Annotated in this window: 11 protein-coding genes; 7 read left to right on the plus strand and 4 right to left on the minus strand. The window is 42.4% G+C overall.

Annotated elements, in window-relative coordinates; translation table 11 throughout:
- The first annotated feature begins 188 nt into the window (after window positions 1-188).
- A complete protein-coding gene (locus DP116_RS02210; RefSeq protein ID WP_169153616.1) occupies window positions 189-692 on the plus strand; it encodes a glycine-rich domain-containing protein in 504 nt (167 codons plus the stop codon).
- Between the two features lie 99 nt (window positions 693-791).
- Here the strand turns inward: DP116_RS02210 and DP116_RS02215 are convergent, their stop codons facing one another.
- Complete coding sequence (locus tag DP116_RS02215; RefSeq protein ID WP_169153617.1) at window positions 792-3,155, minus strand: AAA family ATPase; 2,364 nt, start codon at window positions 3,153-3,155, stop codon at window positions 792-794.
- Window positions 3,156-3,549: 394 nt separating this feature from the next.
- On the opposite strand from DP116_RS02215, the gene DP116_RS02220 reads away from it, so the two are divergent.
- The 6 genes from DP116_RS02220 (at window position 3,550) to DP116_RS02245 (ending at window position 16,125) form a co-directional block, all read left to right on the plus strand.
- Entirely contained in the window at window positions 3,550-4,089 is a 540-nt protein-coding gene (locus DP116_RS02220) for a hypothetical protein (protein ID WP_169153618.1), read from the plus strand.
- A gap of 438 nt (window positions 4,090-4,527) precedes the next feature.
- Window positions 4,528-5,442, plus strand: coding sequence for an AraC family transcriptional regulator (locus DP116_RS02225; protein ID WP_169153619.1), 915 nt, complete (start codon window positions 4,528-4,530; stop codon window positions 5,440-5,442).
- A 574-nt stretch (window positions 5,443-6,016) separates the two neighbouring features.
- Entirely contained in the window at window positions 6,017-6,910 is an 894-nt protein-coding gene (locus tag DP116_RS02230) for a hypothetical protein (RefSeq protein WP_169153620.1), read from the plus strand.
- Between the two features lie 265 nt (window positions 6,911-7,175).
- Window positions 7,176-12,695 (plus strand): calcium-binding protein, encoded by a 5,520-nt coding sequence (locus DP116_RS02235; RefSeq protein ID WP_169153621.1) that lies wholly within the window; start codon window positions 7,176-7,178, stop codon window positions 12,693-12,695.
- Window positions 12,696-12,800: 105 nt separating this feature from the next.
- Window positions 12,801-15,218 (plus strand): choice-of-anchor L domain-containing protein, encoded by a 2,418-nt coding sequence (locus DP116_RS02240; protein WP_169153622.1) that lies wholly within the window; start codon window positions 12,801-12,803, stop codon window positions 15,216-15,218.
- Between the two features lie 172 nt (window positions 15,219-15,390).
- Window positions 15,391-16,125, plus strand: coding sequence for a carbohydrate porin (locus tag DP116_RS02245; RefSeq protein WP_339381566.1), 735 nt, complete (start codon window positions 15,391-15,393; stop codon window positions 16,123-16,125).
- Window positions 16,126-16,177: 52 nt separating this feature from the next.
- Here DP116_RS02245 and DP116_RS02250 read toward each other — a convergent pair whose 3' ends face one another.
- The 3 genes from DP116_RS02250 to DP116_RS02260 all read right to left on the minus strand — a co-directional run bounded on the left by DP116_RS02250 (window position 16,178) and on the right by DP116_RS02260 (window position 17,960).
- A complete protein-coding gene (locus DP116_RS02250) occupies window positions 16,178-16,384 on the minus strand; it encodes a hypothetical protein (RefSeq protein ID WP_169153623.1) in 207 nt (68 codons plus the stop codon).
- Window positions 16,385-16,458: 74 nt separating this feature from the next.
- Window positions 16,459-17,247 (minus strand): Rpn family recombination-promoting nuclease/putative transposase, encoded by a 789-nt coding sequence (locus DP116_RS02255; protein ID WP_169153624.1) that lies wholly within the window; start codon window positions 17,245-17,247, stop codon window positions 16,459-16,461.
- A gap of 215 nt (window positions 17,248-17,462) precedes the next feature.
- Entirely contained in the window at window positions 17,463-17,960 is a 498-nt protein-coding gene (locus tag DP116_RS02260; RefSeq protein WP_169153625.1) for a molybdenum cofactor biosynthesis protein MoaE, read from the minus strand.
- Between the last annotated feature and the right edge of the window lie 216 nt (window positions 17,961-18,176).

The raw sequence follows: 18,176 nt of genomic DNA on the forward strand, positions 1-18,176 counted from the left end.
ACAGAGCGGGAATGCATAACTGTGGGCTGCTGCCTCAATATAATTATTGGGAGGCAGAGCCTCCTTTGATAGCATTCCCATGCTGAGCATGGGAACGAGAGGAACGAGAGGAACTACAGAAAAAGTGAATAACCTCAAGCCAGTAGCGGCTACATGTTCAGTAGAACAAAAACTGGAGCAAATCAAAGATGAGTTTCAATCTGACAGCTCATTCATACGTATCACCTCACCCCGCCCTGACGGGCACCCCTCTCCTTACCAAGGAGAGGGGCGAGGATAACAACAAAACTTTCCAAGAAAATTTAGAAGCTTTAGACTTGGAACCAATTGCCCAAAGATTGATGTATCCTGAACACGGTTTAGGATGGAGTTGTGAAGAAGTAGAGCAGGCGATCGCCCACTACAAAATGTTTCTCAATTTGCTCTACCTCTACCCCAATAGCGCAATTGTCCCTACCCGCGAAATTGATATTGTCTGGCATTACCACATTCTCGACACTCGCAAGTATGCTTTTGATTGTGAATGGTTATTTGGTTACTTTGTACATCACAATCCCAACTTTGATTTTGGCAGTGAGCCAGACAGACTAGCTTTAGAAAGGGCGTTTTTTGACACCAAAACATTGTTTGCAGAACATTTTGGCATCAGCTTAAATAAACTACAGCAAGCAAGTGCGTGTGCAGATTTGTAACCACGCTTACACCTCACCCCGCATTTGAGTATCGCAAACGCTCCCCTCTCCAAAACATCGGAGAGGGGCAGGGGGTGAGGTTCTTTTGTAATGACTGCATTACCTATCCTCAATAGCTTGGAGCAAGGTTCTCATTTCTCTTGCTTCCGGTATCATTTTCAAGCTCTCAAAACTAAGGGCGGCTTCTTGCGCCCAGGTGCGAGCTTGTTCCAAATTTCCTTGTCGCTGCAACAAGTAAGCAAAGGAACGCTGGTGAAAGGCGATAGAATGCTTATCTTTGTTACACTCCGCCACAGGGAAACCCTGCTCCAAAATTTGTTGAGCGACTTCTAAATTTCCTTCCTCAATTGCGACATCAGCTAACCAGTTTTGGATGGCAATCTCCGCCCGCTCCCATCCTATATCCTTTGCTTGTTTCAGTGCTCGTTGGTAAAGTTTCTTGGCTTGCACATAATCCTTAGTTAGGAAGAGGATTTTAGCTTGATAATAATGGGTTTGAATCTGCTGTCGCTGGCGTTCTAACTCTTCTACACCAGACTGTTTCAGCATATTTTGCTTGATTTTAATCCACTCATGTGCTAATTCAAATTTCTGTTGATGGATGCACAAAACAACCATCCTAGCTGCTAATTCCACTTGGAAGGTGATGTCTTTATGGTTCCGTAAATCCCAAGCATGTTCCAAAAGTGTGCTGGCTTCTTCCAGACATTCTGGTTGTCTTGTCAAAGTGAGTGTCCAACCTTTGTCATACAAAATCTCTGCCAGTGTTGACCAATCGCCGCGCCTTTCAGTAGCCCCTTGCAACCAATCCGTCCACATAAGGCGGTCATCCCAATACCCACGCACATGAGCATATCCTTTGATTTGTCTCCATAAAGTTAGGATATCTTCATATCTTTCCTTTTCCCTTTCCCTGCACCATTTCATGACCTCCTGAAGATTCTCCCACTCCAAATCTATATGACTGTATTCGGGATACCATTTCTTTTCATCTATATTTCCGTATTTCTGCGAGAAGTCGAGATACCACTCAACCCAGCGCGATCGCACTTTCTCCTCAAATTCTAGATTGGCTGTGAGTTCAGCACGCGCATACTCACGAGTCAGCGGGTGTAACCTATACCTTGCGTCCTGCTGGCGAACTAGCGAAAGTTGTTGCAGTTTGGCTAATCCATCACCAGTATTCATCGAGTCTTCCTCAGCAATTTCAGCAATGGTTTCTCTCTCAACTGGTTCGGGGAATAGCGATAGCGTCATGAGTATTCGGTGGGACGGTTTTCCTCGCATACGTTCCACAGAAGCCTCGAAACAGAAGCGAGCCACATCACCTGTAGCACTTTGTAATTTTGTCAGCACATCTTGGAGCGAATATCCTGCCGCTAACTGACCAACAGTATAAACTATTGCTGCTGGGATGGCGTGGGTATTCTGGCACAGTACTTTTGCATCAATTGGCTGTAACTCGACTCCTTTTTCTTCGGCTTGGTGTGTGATTAGGCTTAGAGCATCTTCTTCGTGTAGCGATTCCAAACGGATTGGTACAAACAAAGCTTGTTCGCGTGTCGTCAGGATAACTTTAACTGTACGTGGTAAATCATACACAAAGCTTAATAATTCCTGTTTATCTTCGATAGTTTCCAAATTGTCCACAATTAGCAAAGTTCGCTGGCGCTTGAGGCTATCTCGAATCAAATCAAGCTGATCGTCTGGCGACCTGTAGCTAATTTCAGGGCGTTCTAGGGTATGGGCGATCGTCCGGTAAATGTCTCGTAAACTACGTTCGCGCTTGAGGCGAGGCAAAATCCGCAAAGCTTTGAGATACTGCTGTTTAGCTGATGTAAAAATAATTGCCTCAAAAGTCGGTACGGTCATTCCCTCAAAGGACTGCACTACTGAACCTGGCTGACTAGCTTCGAGACAACGATGTGCAGTTTCTAGGACTAGTGTTGTCTTTCCTACACCCCCAACACCATCAACACTGATTAAATGAGCCGAATGCTCAGAGGAAAGCAGCTCCAACAAGCGAGCTAATTCCTGACGGCGACCGATAAAAGTGGTACATTCTCGCTTGGGTAAGTTTTCGTAGATAGGCGGTGATGCAGTTCCGGTGTTTGTTACTGGCTTGATTATAACTTTGGGAGAAACTGTACTCTCACCCTGCAGTTCTTTAGGAGTTTTTGCGGGAACAGTTGACTCTGAAGTCTTTTGTGTTACACCTTGTTGTAATTGCTCAGTGAGAAAAATTCGCAGTCGGTTCTCCTTACCTCGACTGCTACCACTAACTTTAAATTTGTTGTACACCTGTCCCATTCGCTTCAAACAGGCTCCCTCAGATGTATTTAGCTTCTTAGCGATGTCGTAATAATTCAGTTCCTCGCCATAGCGAAGCAGAAAAACTTCCTCCTGGTCTTTGGACAGTTCATAGTTACGAGCCATCTGCGCTAAAAAGTCGCGTGGGAGCATTCTGCCTTTCCTCATATCATCCGTATACTCAGATTTTGCACCTAGCCCTAGCGATTAGAAATCGCGGCTATACAAACCAAGTCCGCCTGCGCGGACTAACAGAAAATCAGCGGTTTCAAACCCGCGTAGGCGGGTTTTGTCTGTGTAGCCGCGACTTCCAGTCGCTTGGTGCAAGATGTAAGTATACCCAGTTTACTTATTCCGAAGTTTCCGGAGAAATACAGAGGCTCATTTGAAATTCTTATAAATCAGGTAGTTGTCAGAACAAAATTTATAGTGTAATTTCTTAGATTATAGTTTCAGAGGTTACATATTTTTTAAGAGTTTTTCCTACCCTCAGAATTAAATTTCCAGTCACAGCAACGGTCACCAGTTCCAAATTTAGGAGGACATCATGAAAAGATTGTTGTTAACAGTACTAGGCTTGTTCACGTTTATTGTATGTACTGCACTGACGATACAACTATCCAAAGCAGCTCCAGCAACTGCAGGGTGGTCCGATTATACGACAGCAACAGCAGGAGCTTATTGCCTAGCGAAACACCCTTATCTAACGAGTTACTCAGGCACGACGTTCACACCAGACGGCTTTGAGATTGCTACAGCTCCTGGACTCGTCGGCGCTGTTCGTCGTAATTTTGTATATGACAGAAGCTCAAGCACGACGGATCAAGGAAATGGGCAGACCTGCGCTCAGGCTTGCGGGGAATTTGGAAAATTTTACTCCCCTTCTTACAAAGGAAAATCTTTGACACAAAAGGTTGGTCAAACAACAATTGCAAGTGGTCTAGGAGACATTGCTTCATTGGCTGTCCAAGACAAGGATTTTTATTTGGATAAAACAGTAGTTGCGGGCATATGGGCGAGACCGAGTACCTATCAGGAAGCTGATGTTGCTCAGGCAGATTTCTGTTGCTGCCAAATCAGTAACTGATTAGTTTTATCGTAGTAATACCAATTCAAAAAATGATTGCTACACATGTAGGTTGGGTTGAGGCACGAAACCCAACGCCTACAATGCCTGTAAATGTTGGGTTTCGCTCCGCTCTAACGGACACTTTCTTCAACGGGGGGAACCCCCGCACAGAAGTGTCCTCCCCAACCTACACATCTGTCGCATTCTGTCCTCAAATTGGTATAAGTTTGGTTGTTTTGTGGCGATCTGCGCTCCGCGCAGCAGCGTTTGCGCAGCGCCCCCTTAGGGGCTAGCGATCGCTCAAGGGGTACTACACTCCCGCAGGGAACCGTCCAAAGGGCATTAGCGCAAAGCTTCTGTAAATTCATCTGCGTCCATCGGCGTGCATCTGCGGTTAAATAGTTATTTTTTTAGACTTTTGCAACAAGTCTAGTCAACTCGCACCAGGAGAAAGTGATGCCAGAAGAGCAGACTTTGGTTATTGACCATTTGCAGAAAGATTCTACTTTACCAGTTATGCCAAATCCGCCTCTTTTGACCAGTCAGAAATCAGGATGGAGCAGTATTCATCTAGGACATTTTCGCCAGCCAGCTTGGGAATTACCTAAATTCTCTAGCCTCCAACATATCATCAGCATTCCAATCGCGCTGCATCACACAGTAAGCGTAGAATTTGTTTTGGAAGGTCATCTACATAGAATCCAATATCATCCGAGCGATCGTATAGATGGCTGCGTTGAAATATTCCCTGCAGGTCCATGTTCTAAAATCTCCTGGGATAAAGAGATTGACTTTACTCATTTCTATCTTGAGCCTACATTTGTTTCTCAAGTAGCTCATGAAGCAATCGATCCGGATCATGTTGAGCTTCTGTTTGAACCGAAGAAAGTCGATTTACTAGTTTATCAGATTTGTCTAGCACTCAAAGCAGATTTAGATGTTGATGGAAGTGGAAACGGCTTCTATGCAGATTCGATGGCAACTGCACTATCGGCACACTTGCTACGCCACTACGCAACCCGTAAACATACTTTGCAAGAGTATGAAGATGGTCTACCCAAACACAAATTACAACAAGCTTTTGACTATATCAATGAGCATTTAGGTGAGGATTTATTATTGACAGAAATTGCTGCCCAATTGCATATGAGCCAGTACTATTTCTGTCGTCTGTTCAAACAGTCTACGGGAATGACTCCCCATCGATACTTGATTCAACAGCGGGTAGAACGGGCAAAGCAGTTGTTGAGGCAACCAGAACTAACGGTTACGGATGTGGCGATGGCGTGCGGATTTGCAAATCAGAGTCATCTTGCCAAGCACTTTCGCCAACATACAGGGGTGACACCCAAACAATTTCGCAAGATGTAGCAAGATTGTGTTCAAAATAGCAATAAAATATTCGACTTCAATTGGCAATGTTAGCTAAGGTTATCTCATTATTTTTCCTTTCCCATTACTAGAGCAAGTAGGCTTATAGATAACCTGACACACGGTATTAACACTTAAAAATGACTGATGAATTAGGGTGCGTCATTCCTTTTCCAAAGCACTATCAGAGGAAAGAAGATGATTGATAGCTGGGCGAATGCACCAAACGGTAGCATCAGAAGTTATGGCGAGATGACGCTCTCAATTTCAGGCGATAAGCCGGAGGCTTGACGCTACGCGTATCGCATGAGAAAAATCTCAGGCGGGGAAATTTTCGGTGGTAGCGCGTGGAGTCGTTAAGCAGGTGTTTTGCAGGGCGATCGCTCTTTCTAAATTTAGGTAGTCCTGGGCAGAAATCGGGGTAGCAAAGCATTGGCTCAGGTGAAGGAAAGTATTGCGATAGGTCGGTTGTGAAATAGCAGCCGTAGAAAATCTTTAAAAAAAGCCTAAAGAAGCCTTTAGAGGCTCAGGTTGCAGATGGGAATTGTTTACCTTTCAATAAGGTAGTTAAAGTATGAAAAGAATTCGCGCAGTTTTTGTCTTTTTAGTGGTTTTAGTTGCAGGTTTGAGAAGAAAACGAGTAGCCGTGCAGAAACTTATGTTAAGGCTAAAACTCAATAAGGGCAGGCACTTCATTAGAGGCTTTACAGTTATTACAGCTACGCTGCTGCTGATAGGGTTACTATTGACAACCGAATCGGTTTTAGCTTTCAAGCCAAATGAAAAGGGACACCTCGGTATTACGTCTGATGCAGTAAGACCTATTGAAAGAGTTGTGGGTGGTGTGAGACTCAGGTTTTCTCCACAAGCTTTAGAAGAGATTCGCAAAGCCAATGAATCTACTGACGACCTGAGCAGTGGCGATTTCTTTAGATCCGAAAAGCATTTTGACAATGAGGAATTTTTCGCTGGAACAACGCGCTTATTGGAGCTTAAAGGTTACATCATTAGTCAAATTACAAGTTTTTCACCTAATGGCAAAAATGCGCGAACTGCTCTGGGCGGCGCGTTGCATACAATTCAGGATTTTTATGCTCATACCAACTGGGTAGAGTTAGGTCACACCAGTATCGACACTCAGCTTGGTCGTACTACGATTCCAAAACCCCCTATAACCACTCCAACATCTCCCGCAAATGACCAAAGTACCCTTCTCCCTGGTCTTACTGTACTAACTTCTGGCTACTTTGTCACGCCGCCATATTGCAGTGCACCTCCAGGTAAAACTCGTCATGGTGTATCTGGCTTGTGTACTAATGGTCTCAATAAGGATGAACCGGGCAGACCTGGGTATCCTCAAGCACGCGGACTAGCAGTTATAGCTAGCCAAGACTTTATTAATCAAATTCTCGACACCCCAGGTGTTGCAGGTAATGACAGGGCGATTAGAACCCTAATGGGAATTTAGAAGCACCTTGTAGAGTTCTGCTTTCAAGGATGTCCATACCTTATAAGGTTCGGTACAAGAGATAACAAAGTTTTGGTTTCTTCGGGAGTCACTGTCACCCTTGTAGGAGAAGACTTTCACCTCTATCCCAAGATCAGCTATGAAATTTTCGCTTGTTCGATTCCTTAGCGTTTTTATCCTAAGTTATTTATTGGTTTAGAAACGAGTTACACATGTGGTTTGCCCTGCACCACGACTAAAAATATACATACTTCAGGCAATAACTATGGAATCTCTTCAACAACTCCGTTTCGCTGATGTCATACATTCCATTCTAGAAGGAACCTCAGAGACGAAACTTATTGAAGCTAGCAGAGTTGCATTCGGCGATCGCATTGAGTTAAACCGGCTCAATGATTTAGTTCAACAATGGAAAATAGGAGATTTTTCAGCGTTACCCGAAATTACGATTCTCCCTGGTAATAATTTAAATGGGGCACGAGGAGCATATTCTGCTCAAACTAATACCATATACCTATCGCAGGAATTTATCACGAATGCGAGTAATCCGGCAGATGTTAACGATGTTTTGCTAGAAGAAGTTGGGCACTTCATCGACAGTGTTATCAATCCGGTTGATGCACCAGGGGATGAGGGGGAAATTTTTGCAAACCTGATTCAAGGGAAAACTCTGACTAGCCAGCAACTTGAGAATCTCAGAAATCAAAACGATGCCATCACGATTCAGATAAATGGACAAGTGCTGCAAGCAGAAGCAGCTGATACCAAGCCAGAGGATAATTTAGGGATTATTGCCACAGCTATCAAACCGTACTTGGAGAAAGTCAGAAGTGCAATTGATACGTTGGTTTTGGATAACATACCTCTTTTGAATACGTTTTCACTCAAAGATTATGCGAACAAAATCATCTCGGATGAAGTTGAAAACAAACTGATTAGTGCATTTGAGAAAACAGAGAATAAATCTGTTGAAAGCATTAAACAGGCACTTTTTGATGCACTTGGTCCGAGTGGCTTGAATTTGCTGCTTGATTTGGACGCTGATGGAAAGGTTCAGTTGAGCGATATTCAAGCTCCAAAAGATGCTAACAGCCTTGAGTTCAAATTTAAGCTGGGCAAAAACTTTAACCCTGATTTACCGTTAAATAGCAATTCATTAGGGCTGAATTTAAAAGGTAACCTAACTCCAGAGCTAACTTTGGGAGTCATGCTAGGGTTTGGAGTCGATGACACATCCCTGCTTGACGGTAAACCAAGTGCTGATGCCTTTTTTGTTGATGTTGGAACAACAAACGAAATTGACGGCAAGTTGAATGTTAAGTTCACCGATAAAGAAAATAAACCACTGAGTTTTACAGGTGATTTGGGGTTTGTCAAATTAAATGCAACAGATAATGGTAGTAATCTCACGAGTAACTTCTCGATTGACATAAAAAATCCAGAAGCCGATGGAAAAGGAAGAGTCAAATCAACAGCAATACCGAGTATATCAACGGATAAACCCAAACTAGATGCCAATGCTAGCCTCAATCTGAGACTAGATACAGGATTGCTGAACGGAATTTTACCCTCGCTCAAATCAGATTTTAGTCTGTCGGGTTTGAATTATCAATCTGGCGATTCTACACAATCTACTCCAGTCGCAGAACTTAAAAACGTAACTATAGATTCAGGTTCACTGGTATCAGGCTTGTTGGGTAAAGTTCTCGAACCAGTTCAGTCAGTAACTGGAGCTTTTCAAAAGCCGATAGATATTATTACAAGCCCACTACCACTTATTAAAAAGTCGCTTGTTTATTTAGCACAAGAATTTCCTAAAGGTGGTGGATTTGATTCAGTTGATCCATTCCTCAAAGGGTTAAAAACTTTTACTGATGCTGCTACAGCAATTAATAGTTTGAAACCCAGTTCTTCAACTATCGACTTAGGTGATTACAAGCTAGATAAAAGTGGTTTTTCTACAATTAGAGAAACGGCTCCAATTATTAACCAACTCAAGGGAAATGCTCTTGTACCTCAAAGTGTTGTACCACAATTTGCCGCATTAGCTCCGACTCTTGCCTCAAGCCCAAACTCTGATAATCTTTTAAGTACTTTATTTCCCGTACTCAATAACTCATCACAATTTGTTAATTTACTACTAGGAGGTCAAGACACTAACTTATTTGAGTACACTACTCCAACCCTTGGTTTTAAGTTTGAATTAGCTCCCGAACCTATAGTTCCGGTATTTGGTCCTGTGGTGCTGAAATTTGGAGCATCAGCGGGAGCAGGAGCACAACTGACATTAGGACTAGATAGCAAAGGATTTAAAGAATATAAAGAAGAGGGATTCAAAGACCCCTCAAAGATTTTGAATGGGCTATATGTCGGTAAAGCCGAGCCTCGTAATCTCAATGGTAAAACAACAGAAAACAGTTTTGAGGTCTTTGGTGGGATAAATGCAAGGGCTGCCGTTGATGTTGGAATTGCTGAATTTGCAGCAGGTGGAGGGGTTTTTCTCACGGCTGGGCTTGAAGTCAAAGGAAGTCAAGAAGATGAAAACAAATCCTACATAAAACAACAGAGTAATCCTCTGTGTTTGTTTGACAAGACAGGAGCTTTATCACTGGTTGTATTTGCATCCCTCAGACTCAACTTTGGATTTTTTAAAGTTACAAAACGCCTGAATTTGGCAAACGTTGACCTAATTGACTATAGAGGCAAGACGTGTGGAGACGAAAAATATAAAGTACAAAATCCCCCTCTAACTTCTGAAATTCGCGCTCAATTGGCAGGACAGGGAATCATTGAGCGCGAAGGTACTGAGCAAAATGACGTAATAACTTTAGAAGGAACAGAACTATTTCTCGTTAACGCACCCAAAAAACTTAAAGATAGCAATACTGTCGTTAACGGTAAGGTCAATTTACTCGGATTAGATTCCAAACCTCAAGAATATACTGATGTTCAACTTATTGTCATCAACGGGGGTAAGGGAAATGATCGCATCGAATTTAAAGACCAAGAGGAAACAAACTTACCAATTGTGAACGTTCAACAAAGTAAAGATATTGTTGCCAGCGGACAATTAGACGGCGGAGAAGGGGACGATACACTGATTGGAGGACGTGGCGATGATTACCTTACAGGAGGTTCTGGACAAGATACCCTCAATGGTGGAACAGGTGGACGGAATACAGCAGTATACTCTAACGCGCCGGAAGGGAAAGGGGTTAAGGTTGATTTAGTTCAAAACTTTGCATTGGATGATGGCTTCGGTACAACCGATACTTTAATTAATATCCAAAACATTGAAGGTTCAAGCGGCAATGACATTTTAATTGGACGTGCTTCTGGTGATCCAAAAGACAACAACTTTGGTAGTTTACTTGATGGTGGTGCTGGTAATGACACCTTAATTGGAGGTGAGGGTGAAGATGTTTTGTTAGGGGGTGCGGGAGCGGATTTTATCGATGGCAAAGGAGGCTTGGATACTACAACTTACCTAGATTCCACTGCTCCGGTTTATGTCAATCTGTCTAGCGGTAGGGTTCGCATCACATCGCCAATCAATCTCGGAACATCAATCCAACTCAACGCAAATGCAGGTGTAGGTGGGGATGCTGAGGGTGACAAAATTTTCAATGTCGAGAATGTTCAAGGCTCTGTTTACGACGATATTTTAGTCGCCAATGGTAAAGACTCTCGCGTTGATGGGTTATTGGGTAATGACATAATCATTGCTGCACCAGAAGCTCAAATCCTTGATGGTGGTCCTGGAATCGATTGGGTAACATATCAACTGTCGGACTCTGGCGTTAACGTTAGCCTCAAAAGTGGATTAGGCAAAGCTCTCACCATAACTCAGCCTAATATATTACCAGGTTTTCCACCAATTGAAATTGAAATAGGCAGTGGTGGCTACGGTAAAGACGATACACTTGAATTTGCTAAAGATGCCAATAATAATGTAATAAAAGACCAAAGCTCGTTTGAAAACCTCGAAGGCTCGAACTTTGACGACATCTTAGAGGGCGATCTACAAGACAATATTTTGCGAGGATTGGCAGGGAACGATAAAATTTCGGGTGGTGATGGTAATGATACCCTTATTGGTGGTGCAGGCGCAGATGTATTGGATGGCGGAAATGGTATTGACTGGGCTGATTACAGCGAATCATTTGCGGGCGTAATTGTAAATTTAAAAACTAACTCTGGTTTAGGTGGCGATGCTCAAGGAGACACATTTGCCCGCTTGTCACCAACAATATCAACTATTGAGAACTTATTAGGTTCCAAGTTTAGCGATACATTGACAGGCGACGATGGGAACAATGAGATAAAACCGGGCTATGGGCAGGATACGGTTTATGGTGAAGGAGGAAACGATCGCCTGTCCATCAACTATTCCAATTCAGTTGATTTCTTTGAGCCAGGTAGCGGTGTTACAGGTGGATATTATCCTGCTACCAATCCTAGCTATTCCTATAGCTCAAGTGGCATAACATATAATCCTGGCAGTGTTGGCAGTGTTGAAAATGGTTTCATCTCTAGAAGAACCAGCGATGGTGCAAAAGTACTAGATAGCGTCGCATTTTTCGGGATTGAAAATCTGACGCTGATTGGTACATCCTTTGCAGATAGCATTTTTAGTGCTTCCGGTAATGATTTCTTGAATATGGGTGATGGAGACGACATTATCACTAGTGGACAAGGAAGCGATCGCGTTTTTGCTGGTAGTGGTAATGATATTGTAGTGTCGCAGAATGACCTTTTTGGACGAATTGGTGGAATTATCGATAATGCCAAAGCAGTAATTGAGTTAGACGGTGGCGCTGGAATTGATACGTTATCAGTCAACCTATCAGGCAAAAAGGATTCAATCTCTCTATTTAGTTTTAGTTCAACCCAAGAAAATCCTTATCAATCGTTTTCTATAGCGGATGGAACAGTTTCAATTAAGAACTTTGAAATTTTCAAAGACATCATTACAGGCAATGGTGATGATTTCCTGACGCAACTTGGTCGCGTTGATAATATCTTTGCAACTGGTGGCGGTAACGATACAGTCGATGCTGGATTAGGGTTTGATAATGTTGATGGTGGCGATTTGAACGACTTGTTGTATATCAACTACTCTCTTAGCGATACAGGAAGTGGTATGAGTATGACTGTCGATCCACTCAAGCTGGTTGGCAGTGCTTCTAGAACAAAAGGCGGTACCAGCAGTGAGTTATTAGACAAGATTAACTTCAGCAATTTTGAGCGGTTTAATATTACAGGCACCAGCAAAGCCGATACTATTATGGGTGGCGATGGCGCAGATATACTGCGCGGTTCGGGTGGTGATGATACCCTCATTGGAAATCGAGGTAATGACCAGCTGTTTGGTGGCGATGGCAATGACATTTTACAAGGTACTAACTATATTAGCTACCTCATCGGCGGTGGGGGAGAGTTTAAAAATTATGATTATCCAAAGGATATAGATACCTTAACTGGAGGAACGGGTGCAGATACCTTCGTTCTAGGTAACAGTCCTTATGACAAATACTATTTTGGTAATCTTTTCCAAGATTACGCAATTATCTCTGACTTCAAATCTAGCGAAGGTGACAAAATTACACTATCTGGTAGTGATGATCAATATACATTTGAGGTCAATGCGGGTAGCACTTCTATTCTTCGCACTTATGAGTCATACGGACCAGATCTAATTGCGGTTGTGCAAGGAGTGACTGACCTTGAGAAGAATGCAAATTATATTACTTACTTACCGCCACCACCACCAGTAGTTAAATAATTTTCTAGCAGTATTACTTCGCAAGTTGCTTTCCTTAATTTGTATCAAAAGGGAAGCAATTACAAGACTTACATCGCTTCATTCCCCAACTACAAGACTAAAACCATGACTTTTAACATTACTTCCTTAGATTCTCAATTTCTCAAACAGTTGCTTGGCGATACCACAGGGCTAAGTAATTTCACAACTACACTCACAGGCGATCGCGCTGCATTTGGCAAATTTCAAGATGACCCTTTTAACTTAAAATCTGGGGTAGTTCTCAGCACTGGTAAAGCTTCAGAATTAGCAGGTAGAAATATTTCTGATGGTGGCTTGTCTCCAGGTACAAATGTCAAACTGAAGTTTGAGAAACTCGATGGAACAACAGGTAGTCCTAGTAATGCAAAAACAGCTATCTACCGTGCAGATTTGTCTGAGTTAGGATTTGACTTAAAATCTTTGACAATCGATGATGGTGGTGTAATTGGTGGTAGCGATGGTCGCTTTACTGGGTTTGATTTAGATGGAATTAAACTCAGCAATACTAAGATTACTAACGCTGCAGATATTCAAACCTTACCAAGTTTGAATGTCTTTGATTTTAGTCCAGCAAACACTATTTTTACACCAGGTAATCAGCGTCCACCTAGCGATGCTACCAACCCAGATTTATTTGGCACTATTAACGGCACTATTAATAATAGTGTTGCAAATTTAGCTAATTTTGATGGTGTTTCTAGTACTGGCAATGACGCGAATGGTTTTGTTAGTTTAGGAAATCTCGGTAAAGTCGGTTTTAACTTTAAATCAACAGTTACTTCACAACTGCCACTTTATCTATATATTGGTGAAGTTGGTGATAATGGGGAGGTTGCAGCCGGAAAAATTAGCGTTTCTAACCGACCTATTAGCGGGCTAAGTGACCTGAGTACAGACTTTGGAACTCCTGGTGAAGCAGATGATTCCACCACGCTTCAGATTGATTTTGATGTAGATAGCACTAGTAGAAAACTATTTTTTGAATATGTTTTTGGTTCAGAAGAATTTGCAGAATTTGCAGGTCAATTTAATGATAGTTTTAGCCTACAACTTAATGGCTTGAACCTTGCTAAACTCAGTAATAATAATACAGTTACAATTAATAACTTAGCACAAAATCCTTTTGACCGCAGCAATCCCGATTTTATCTACAATCCTGCTAATACCGGACCCGCTAGCGACTCAACCCGCTTAGATGGATACACTAAAACAATTATATTTAGTGGCGATTTAATTCCCAATGCCCGCAATAGTCTCACTATAAATGTTAAAGACAACCGCGATGGTTTATTAGATTCTGCCGTTTTCCTCAAAGGTGGAACTCTTGGTGTAACTCCACCTGATGGCAGCAACAACACACCAAGTGGCAACAACACACCAAGTGGCAACAACACACTAAGCAGCAACAACACACCAAGTGGCAATAACACGCCAGGTAGCAACAACACATCAAGTGGCAACAATACACTAGGTGGTAGACTCAAAAACGAGGGTGGCACAATATTTATTCCCGGCTCTGGAAATAGTTCTCAAGTCAGTCTGGAATTTGCAACTGATAGATACACCGCTAAATTTAACAACGAACTGGGTGTGTTTGTTGTTGATAACGAGAAAGGGGAAATTAATGGTATCGCTCCCGGTGATGCAGGATATCTACAAGCTGCAATCAAGCGATCACAAGTAGTTTTCTCCGCACTTGCCAATGACCCCTCATCCAAGGCTGGGAATAATCGCATCATCAATTTTGCACCTAATACTTACCTCAGTAGCTATCTAGTTCAAAATGCCAGCACTGATGAGGTATTGGCTAACTTAGCTGCAAATAAACCAACTCCTAATGTCTTCTTCTCCACTGTTGCTGCTAATACAGATAAATTTGACCACGTACAATTCAAAAACACCAGTGATGGCGGCATTTTTATCGGCTGGGAAGACCTGATAGGTGGTGGCGATCAAGACTTTAATGAGCCATTGGTATCAGTAAAAGTAACTAATAATGCCGCTCCGTTAGGTAACAAACTTCAAGTGCAACGCGAACTGATTGATTTACGAGATATCTCAGACGCAGTAACAGCAAATTTCATTACTAACAGCGAAGCTGCTTTTGATAATCTTGTTGGTTTTTATACTATTGATGATATTACAGGACGCATTGGAAATCTGCGTCCGGAAGACGCAGGTTATGCTCAAGCAGCTTTGCAACGCAGCGTTTTTGACATCAAACGCGATGAAAATTTCAACAAGCAGTTAAATGGCAGTGCTTTGCTTGCACCATTTATTATCGCTGATGGTAGCCTAGAGCAATTCCTTAACCAAAATCCTAACAACAATCAATTAGGTGGAAACCCACTCGCCTATTTTGCCTTTTCGGGAGCTAACCCAGACAAAGTAGACCACATACGCTTGTTGGGAGATAACAAGTTTGGTTTTGAAGATATTTATGGTGGAGGCGATCGCGACTATAATGACATTGTTTTACAAGTTAATCTTAGAAGTAGTTAAGACGAGAAGTTGAGGAAATAGAGGAATCGGCAACTCGTCCAGTGCGATTGACACCACCAGAGAAATTAATAACTTCCTGCAAATCAACAGTACCTTAGACTACTCTGGTGCTAGTCCTGACTTAAACCTCTACCGACTCAGTTACACTTTCCCGCTATTTGAAGACTTCCGCGTGTCCGTCTTTCCCCAAGGCTTTGCTTCCGACTACGTGGATAGAAACAGCTTCGCCAATAACAGTGCAGGAAACTTCTCAACTTATGGCTTAGTCAATAATCAGCTACTGCTAGCAAACGATAGGGCGGGGGCGGGAGCAGCAATCAGTTGGAATCCGGGTAAAGGTTTGTTTACAATTAGGGGAGTCTATCGCGCACAGCAAGCCGGTCTTGTTAACACCAAACCTGACTTTACCAACAGTGATAAACGGGGAGGTCTATTTGATGACCCCAACCTGGGTGTGGTGGAACTAGAGTTTTCACCTTCTAAAACTTTTGCGATTCGGCTGCAATATAGTGGGGGAACGCAAGGTGGGGAAGAATATAATGTCGTGGGCGCTAATTTAGAGCTAGCCCTTGGTCAGAAAGTTGGACTCTTTGGTCGCTTCGGTTATGCATTTAACTTTCCTGGTAATATCCAACCTACCTCTTGGTCAGCAGGTATTGTATTCCCAGATTTTTTAGCTAAAGGTGCTAATCTTGGGTTTTCTGTGGGACAGCCTCTCATCTTCCAAGAAAAAGATAACCTTCTGGGCTTTTTTAACAGTACTCAAACCAACTACGAAGCATTCTACAGATTACCAATCAACAACAATATATCAGTTTCGCCGATATTGCAGGTCATAACTGACCCTGGAAACTCGCAAGCAAACACTATTTATACAGGCACTTTGCGGACAGTTTTTTCCTTTTAATACCCTCGCAAGTTGTGCAAATCTCAAGCTTCGACCGGGTACCTTGTTGATTCTACGTGTTCTGCTGTGCGGCTCGCCCGACAGATTTTACATCAACATTAAGCTGTTGAGCAATCTGCTCCACAGTCATCCCTGTTTTTAGTAACAGAGGTACAGTTACTCTCAACATTTCAACTTTTCGTTCTTCTCGACCTTCTTCTCGACCCTCAGCTTTCGCTTCCTGATAAATCCTGGTTTGCTCTAAAGTCAGTCCTAACATGGCTTCCACCTCTTCCGGGCAAAACTTACAAAAACTGATAAACGGCTAGAGCGTGCCCGCCCCTTCTACACGCTCTACTGTGCGGCTTTGCGGACAGATTCTACATCAACATTAAGCTGTTGAGCAATCTGCTCCACGCTCATCCCTGTTTTTAGTAACAGGGGCACGGTAACTTTCAACATTTCAGTTTTTTGTTCTTCTCGTCCCTCAGCTTTCGCTTCCTGATAAACCCTTGTTTGCTCTAAAGTCAGTCCCAGCATAACTTCCACTTCCTCTCTACTCAAGGTCGAAAACTTGTAAACAGCAATTGTGGTGATAATATCTATTATTTCGTTTTTCGGCAGTGCGTCCGTTTCCTCTAATTGTACCCGCTCAATTAATTGCTTTGCTTGCTCCGCCATCGCATCAGATGAAGCGATCGCCAACTGCATTAAATTGATACCTACTGGCTGCTGATTGGGTTCACCTAACTCATCAAGATAGATTCGCTGCACTTGGTCGCTATTCAAAAATATTCGATGAGTTTTTGTATCACTTGGTTCCAAACTGCGTGATGAAAAAATTACCACACAATACCAGTCATCATATTGAGACTGATTCCGGTTCAAATACATCATCGACTCAGTAAAGAACCGATGATACAGGGCTTCATCTTTCTGAAATTGTACCTCAGCAAAAAAAATAATTCTAGGTATTGCACCCTCTGGCGGTAAAAAAACCCCATCGATACGAAAGGCAGTTTCTTTCACTTCAACCGATTCAAATCGGTAGTTCTGCGCTTGTGAGGGATGGTAATCAACGAGTTCAAAGAGTAACCCAGGAAACCGCTTAAAAATTTGGTAATAAATGGAATCGCGTTTCACCAAAATATCCTTCAGAGCTAAATATATTTTTTTTGGAACAATACACTCAAATTTCCGACTAGAGATCCCCGACTTCTTAAAGAAGTCGGGGATCTTGTTTCTTCAGGAATCATTTAGATGAGAACCGCTAAAATCATCGGCTGGTGAGTGTTAGGGCGGAATTTTCAGCCTGTTCTCACCTGGAAACACAGGAATACACTACACCTTTAGGGATATTAACAATTTTCTCCTGACTGTTCACAAGCGCCAATACTAACCCAGCTACTTGAACCATCTGCCCAATGTTCTTTTTTCCAAATTGGGGCGTTGTGTTTGAGAGTATCTATCGCATAGCGACAAGCTTCAAACGCTTCGGAACGATGCGGACAACCCACAGCAACTAAAACGCTGATTTCACCAACTTGCAAGCGTCCAATACGATGATAAATAACGACGCGGTTCACAATAGACCATTTTTGACGAATATCAGCAGCAATTTGATAAAACACTCGCATTGCCATAGCTTCGTAAGCTTGATATTCTAAGGCAATCACAGGTTTACCATCTGTTTGATTACGAACCATCCCACTCATCAGCACAACTGCGCCATTTTTACAATCATCCGCTTTGCCATATACCTCCTCAATAGACAATGGCGCAAAGCTAATCGCAAAGCTATCTTCAGCTTTCGGCTGAACGGGAGAGGTAACTGAAGCTACGAGACCCAAGTTCATTTGAATGATTTCTATATGTATGGGGGATTTATTCTTTTAAGTTGAATTCTCAAAAAAGAATACCAACAATTATATAAATTTTGTTGCTCTTACGTAATTTCACTGAAAATAAAATTCTTTGTCATCCTCCTTTAGGCATATTACTATAATGAAGTGATTCAAATGGAGAATGCGATAGTAATTTAGTTGAACTATTAAGTGCAGCAAGTACCGATT

This window comes from Brasilonema bromeliae SPC951 (assembly GCF_012912135.1).
In the GTDB taxonomy this organism is placed as follows: Bacteria; Cyanobacteriota; Cyanobacteriia; order Cyanobacteriales; family Nostocaceae; genus Brasilonema; species Brasilonema bromeliae.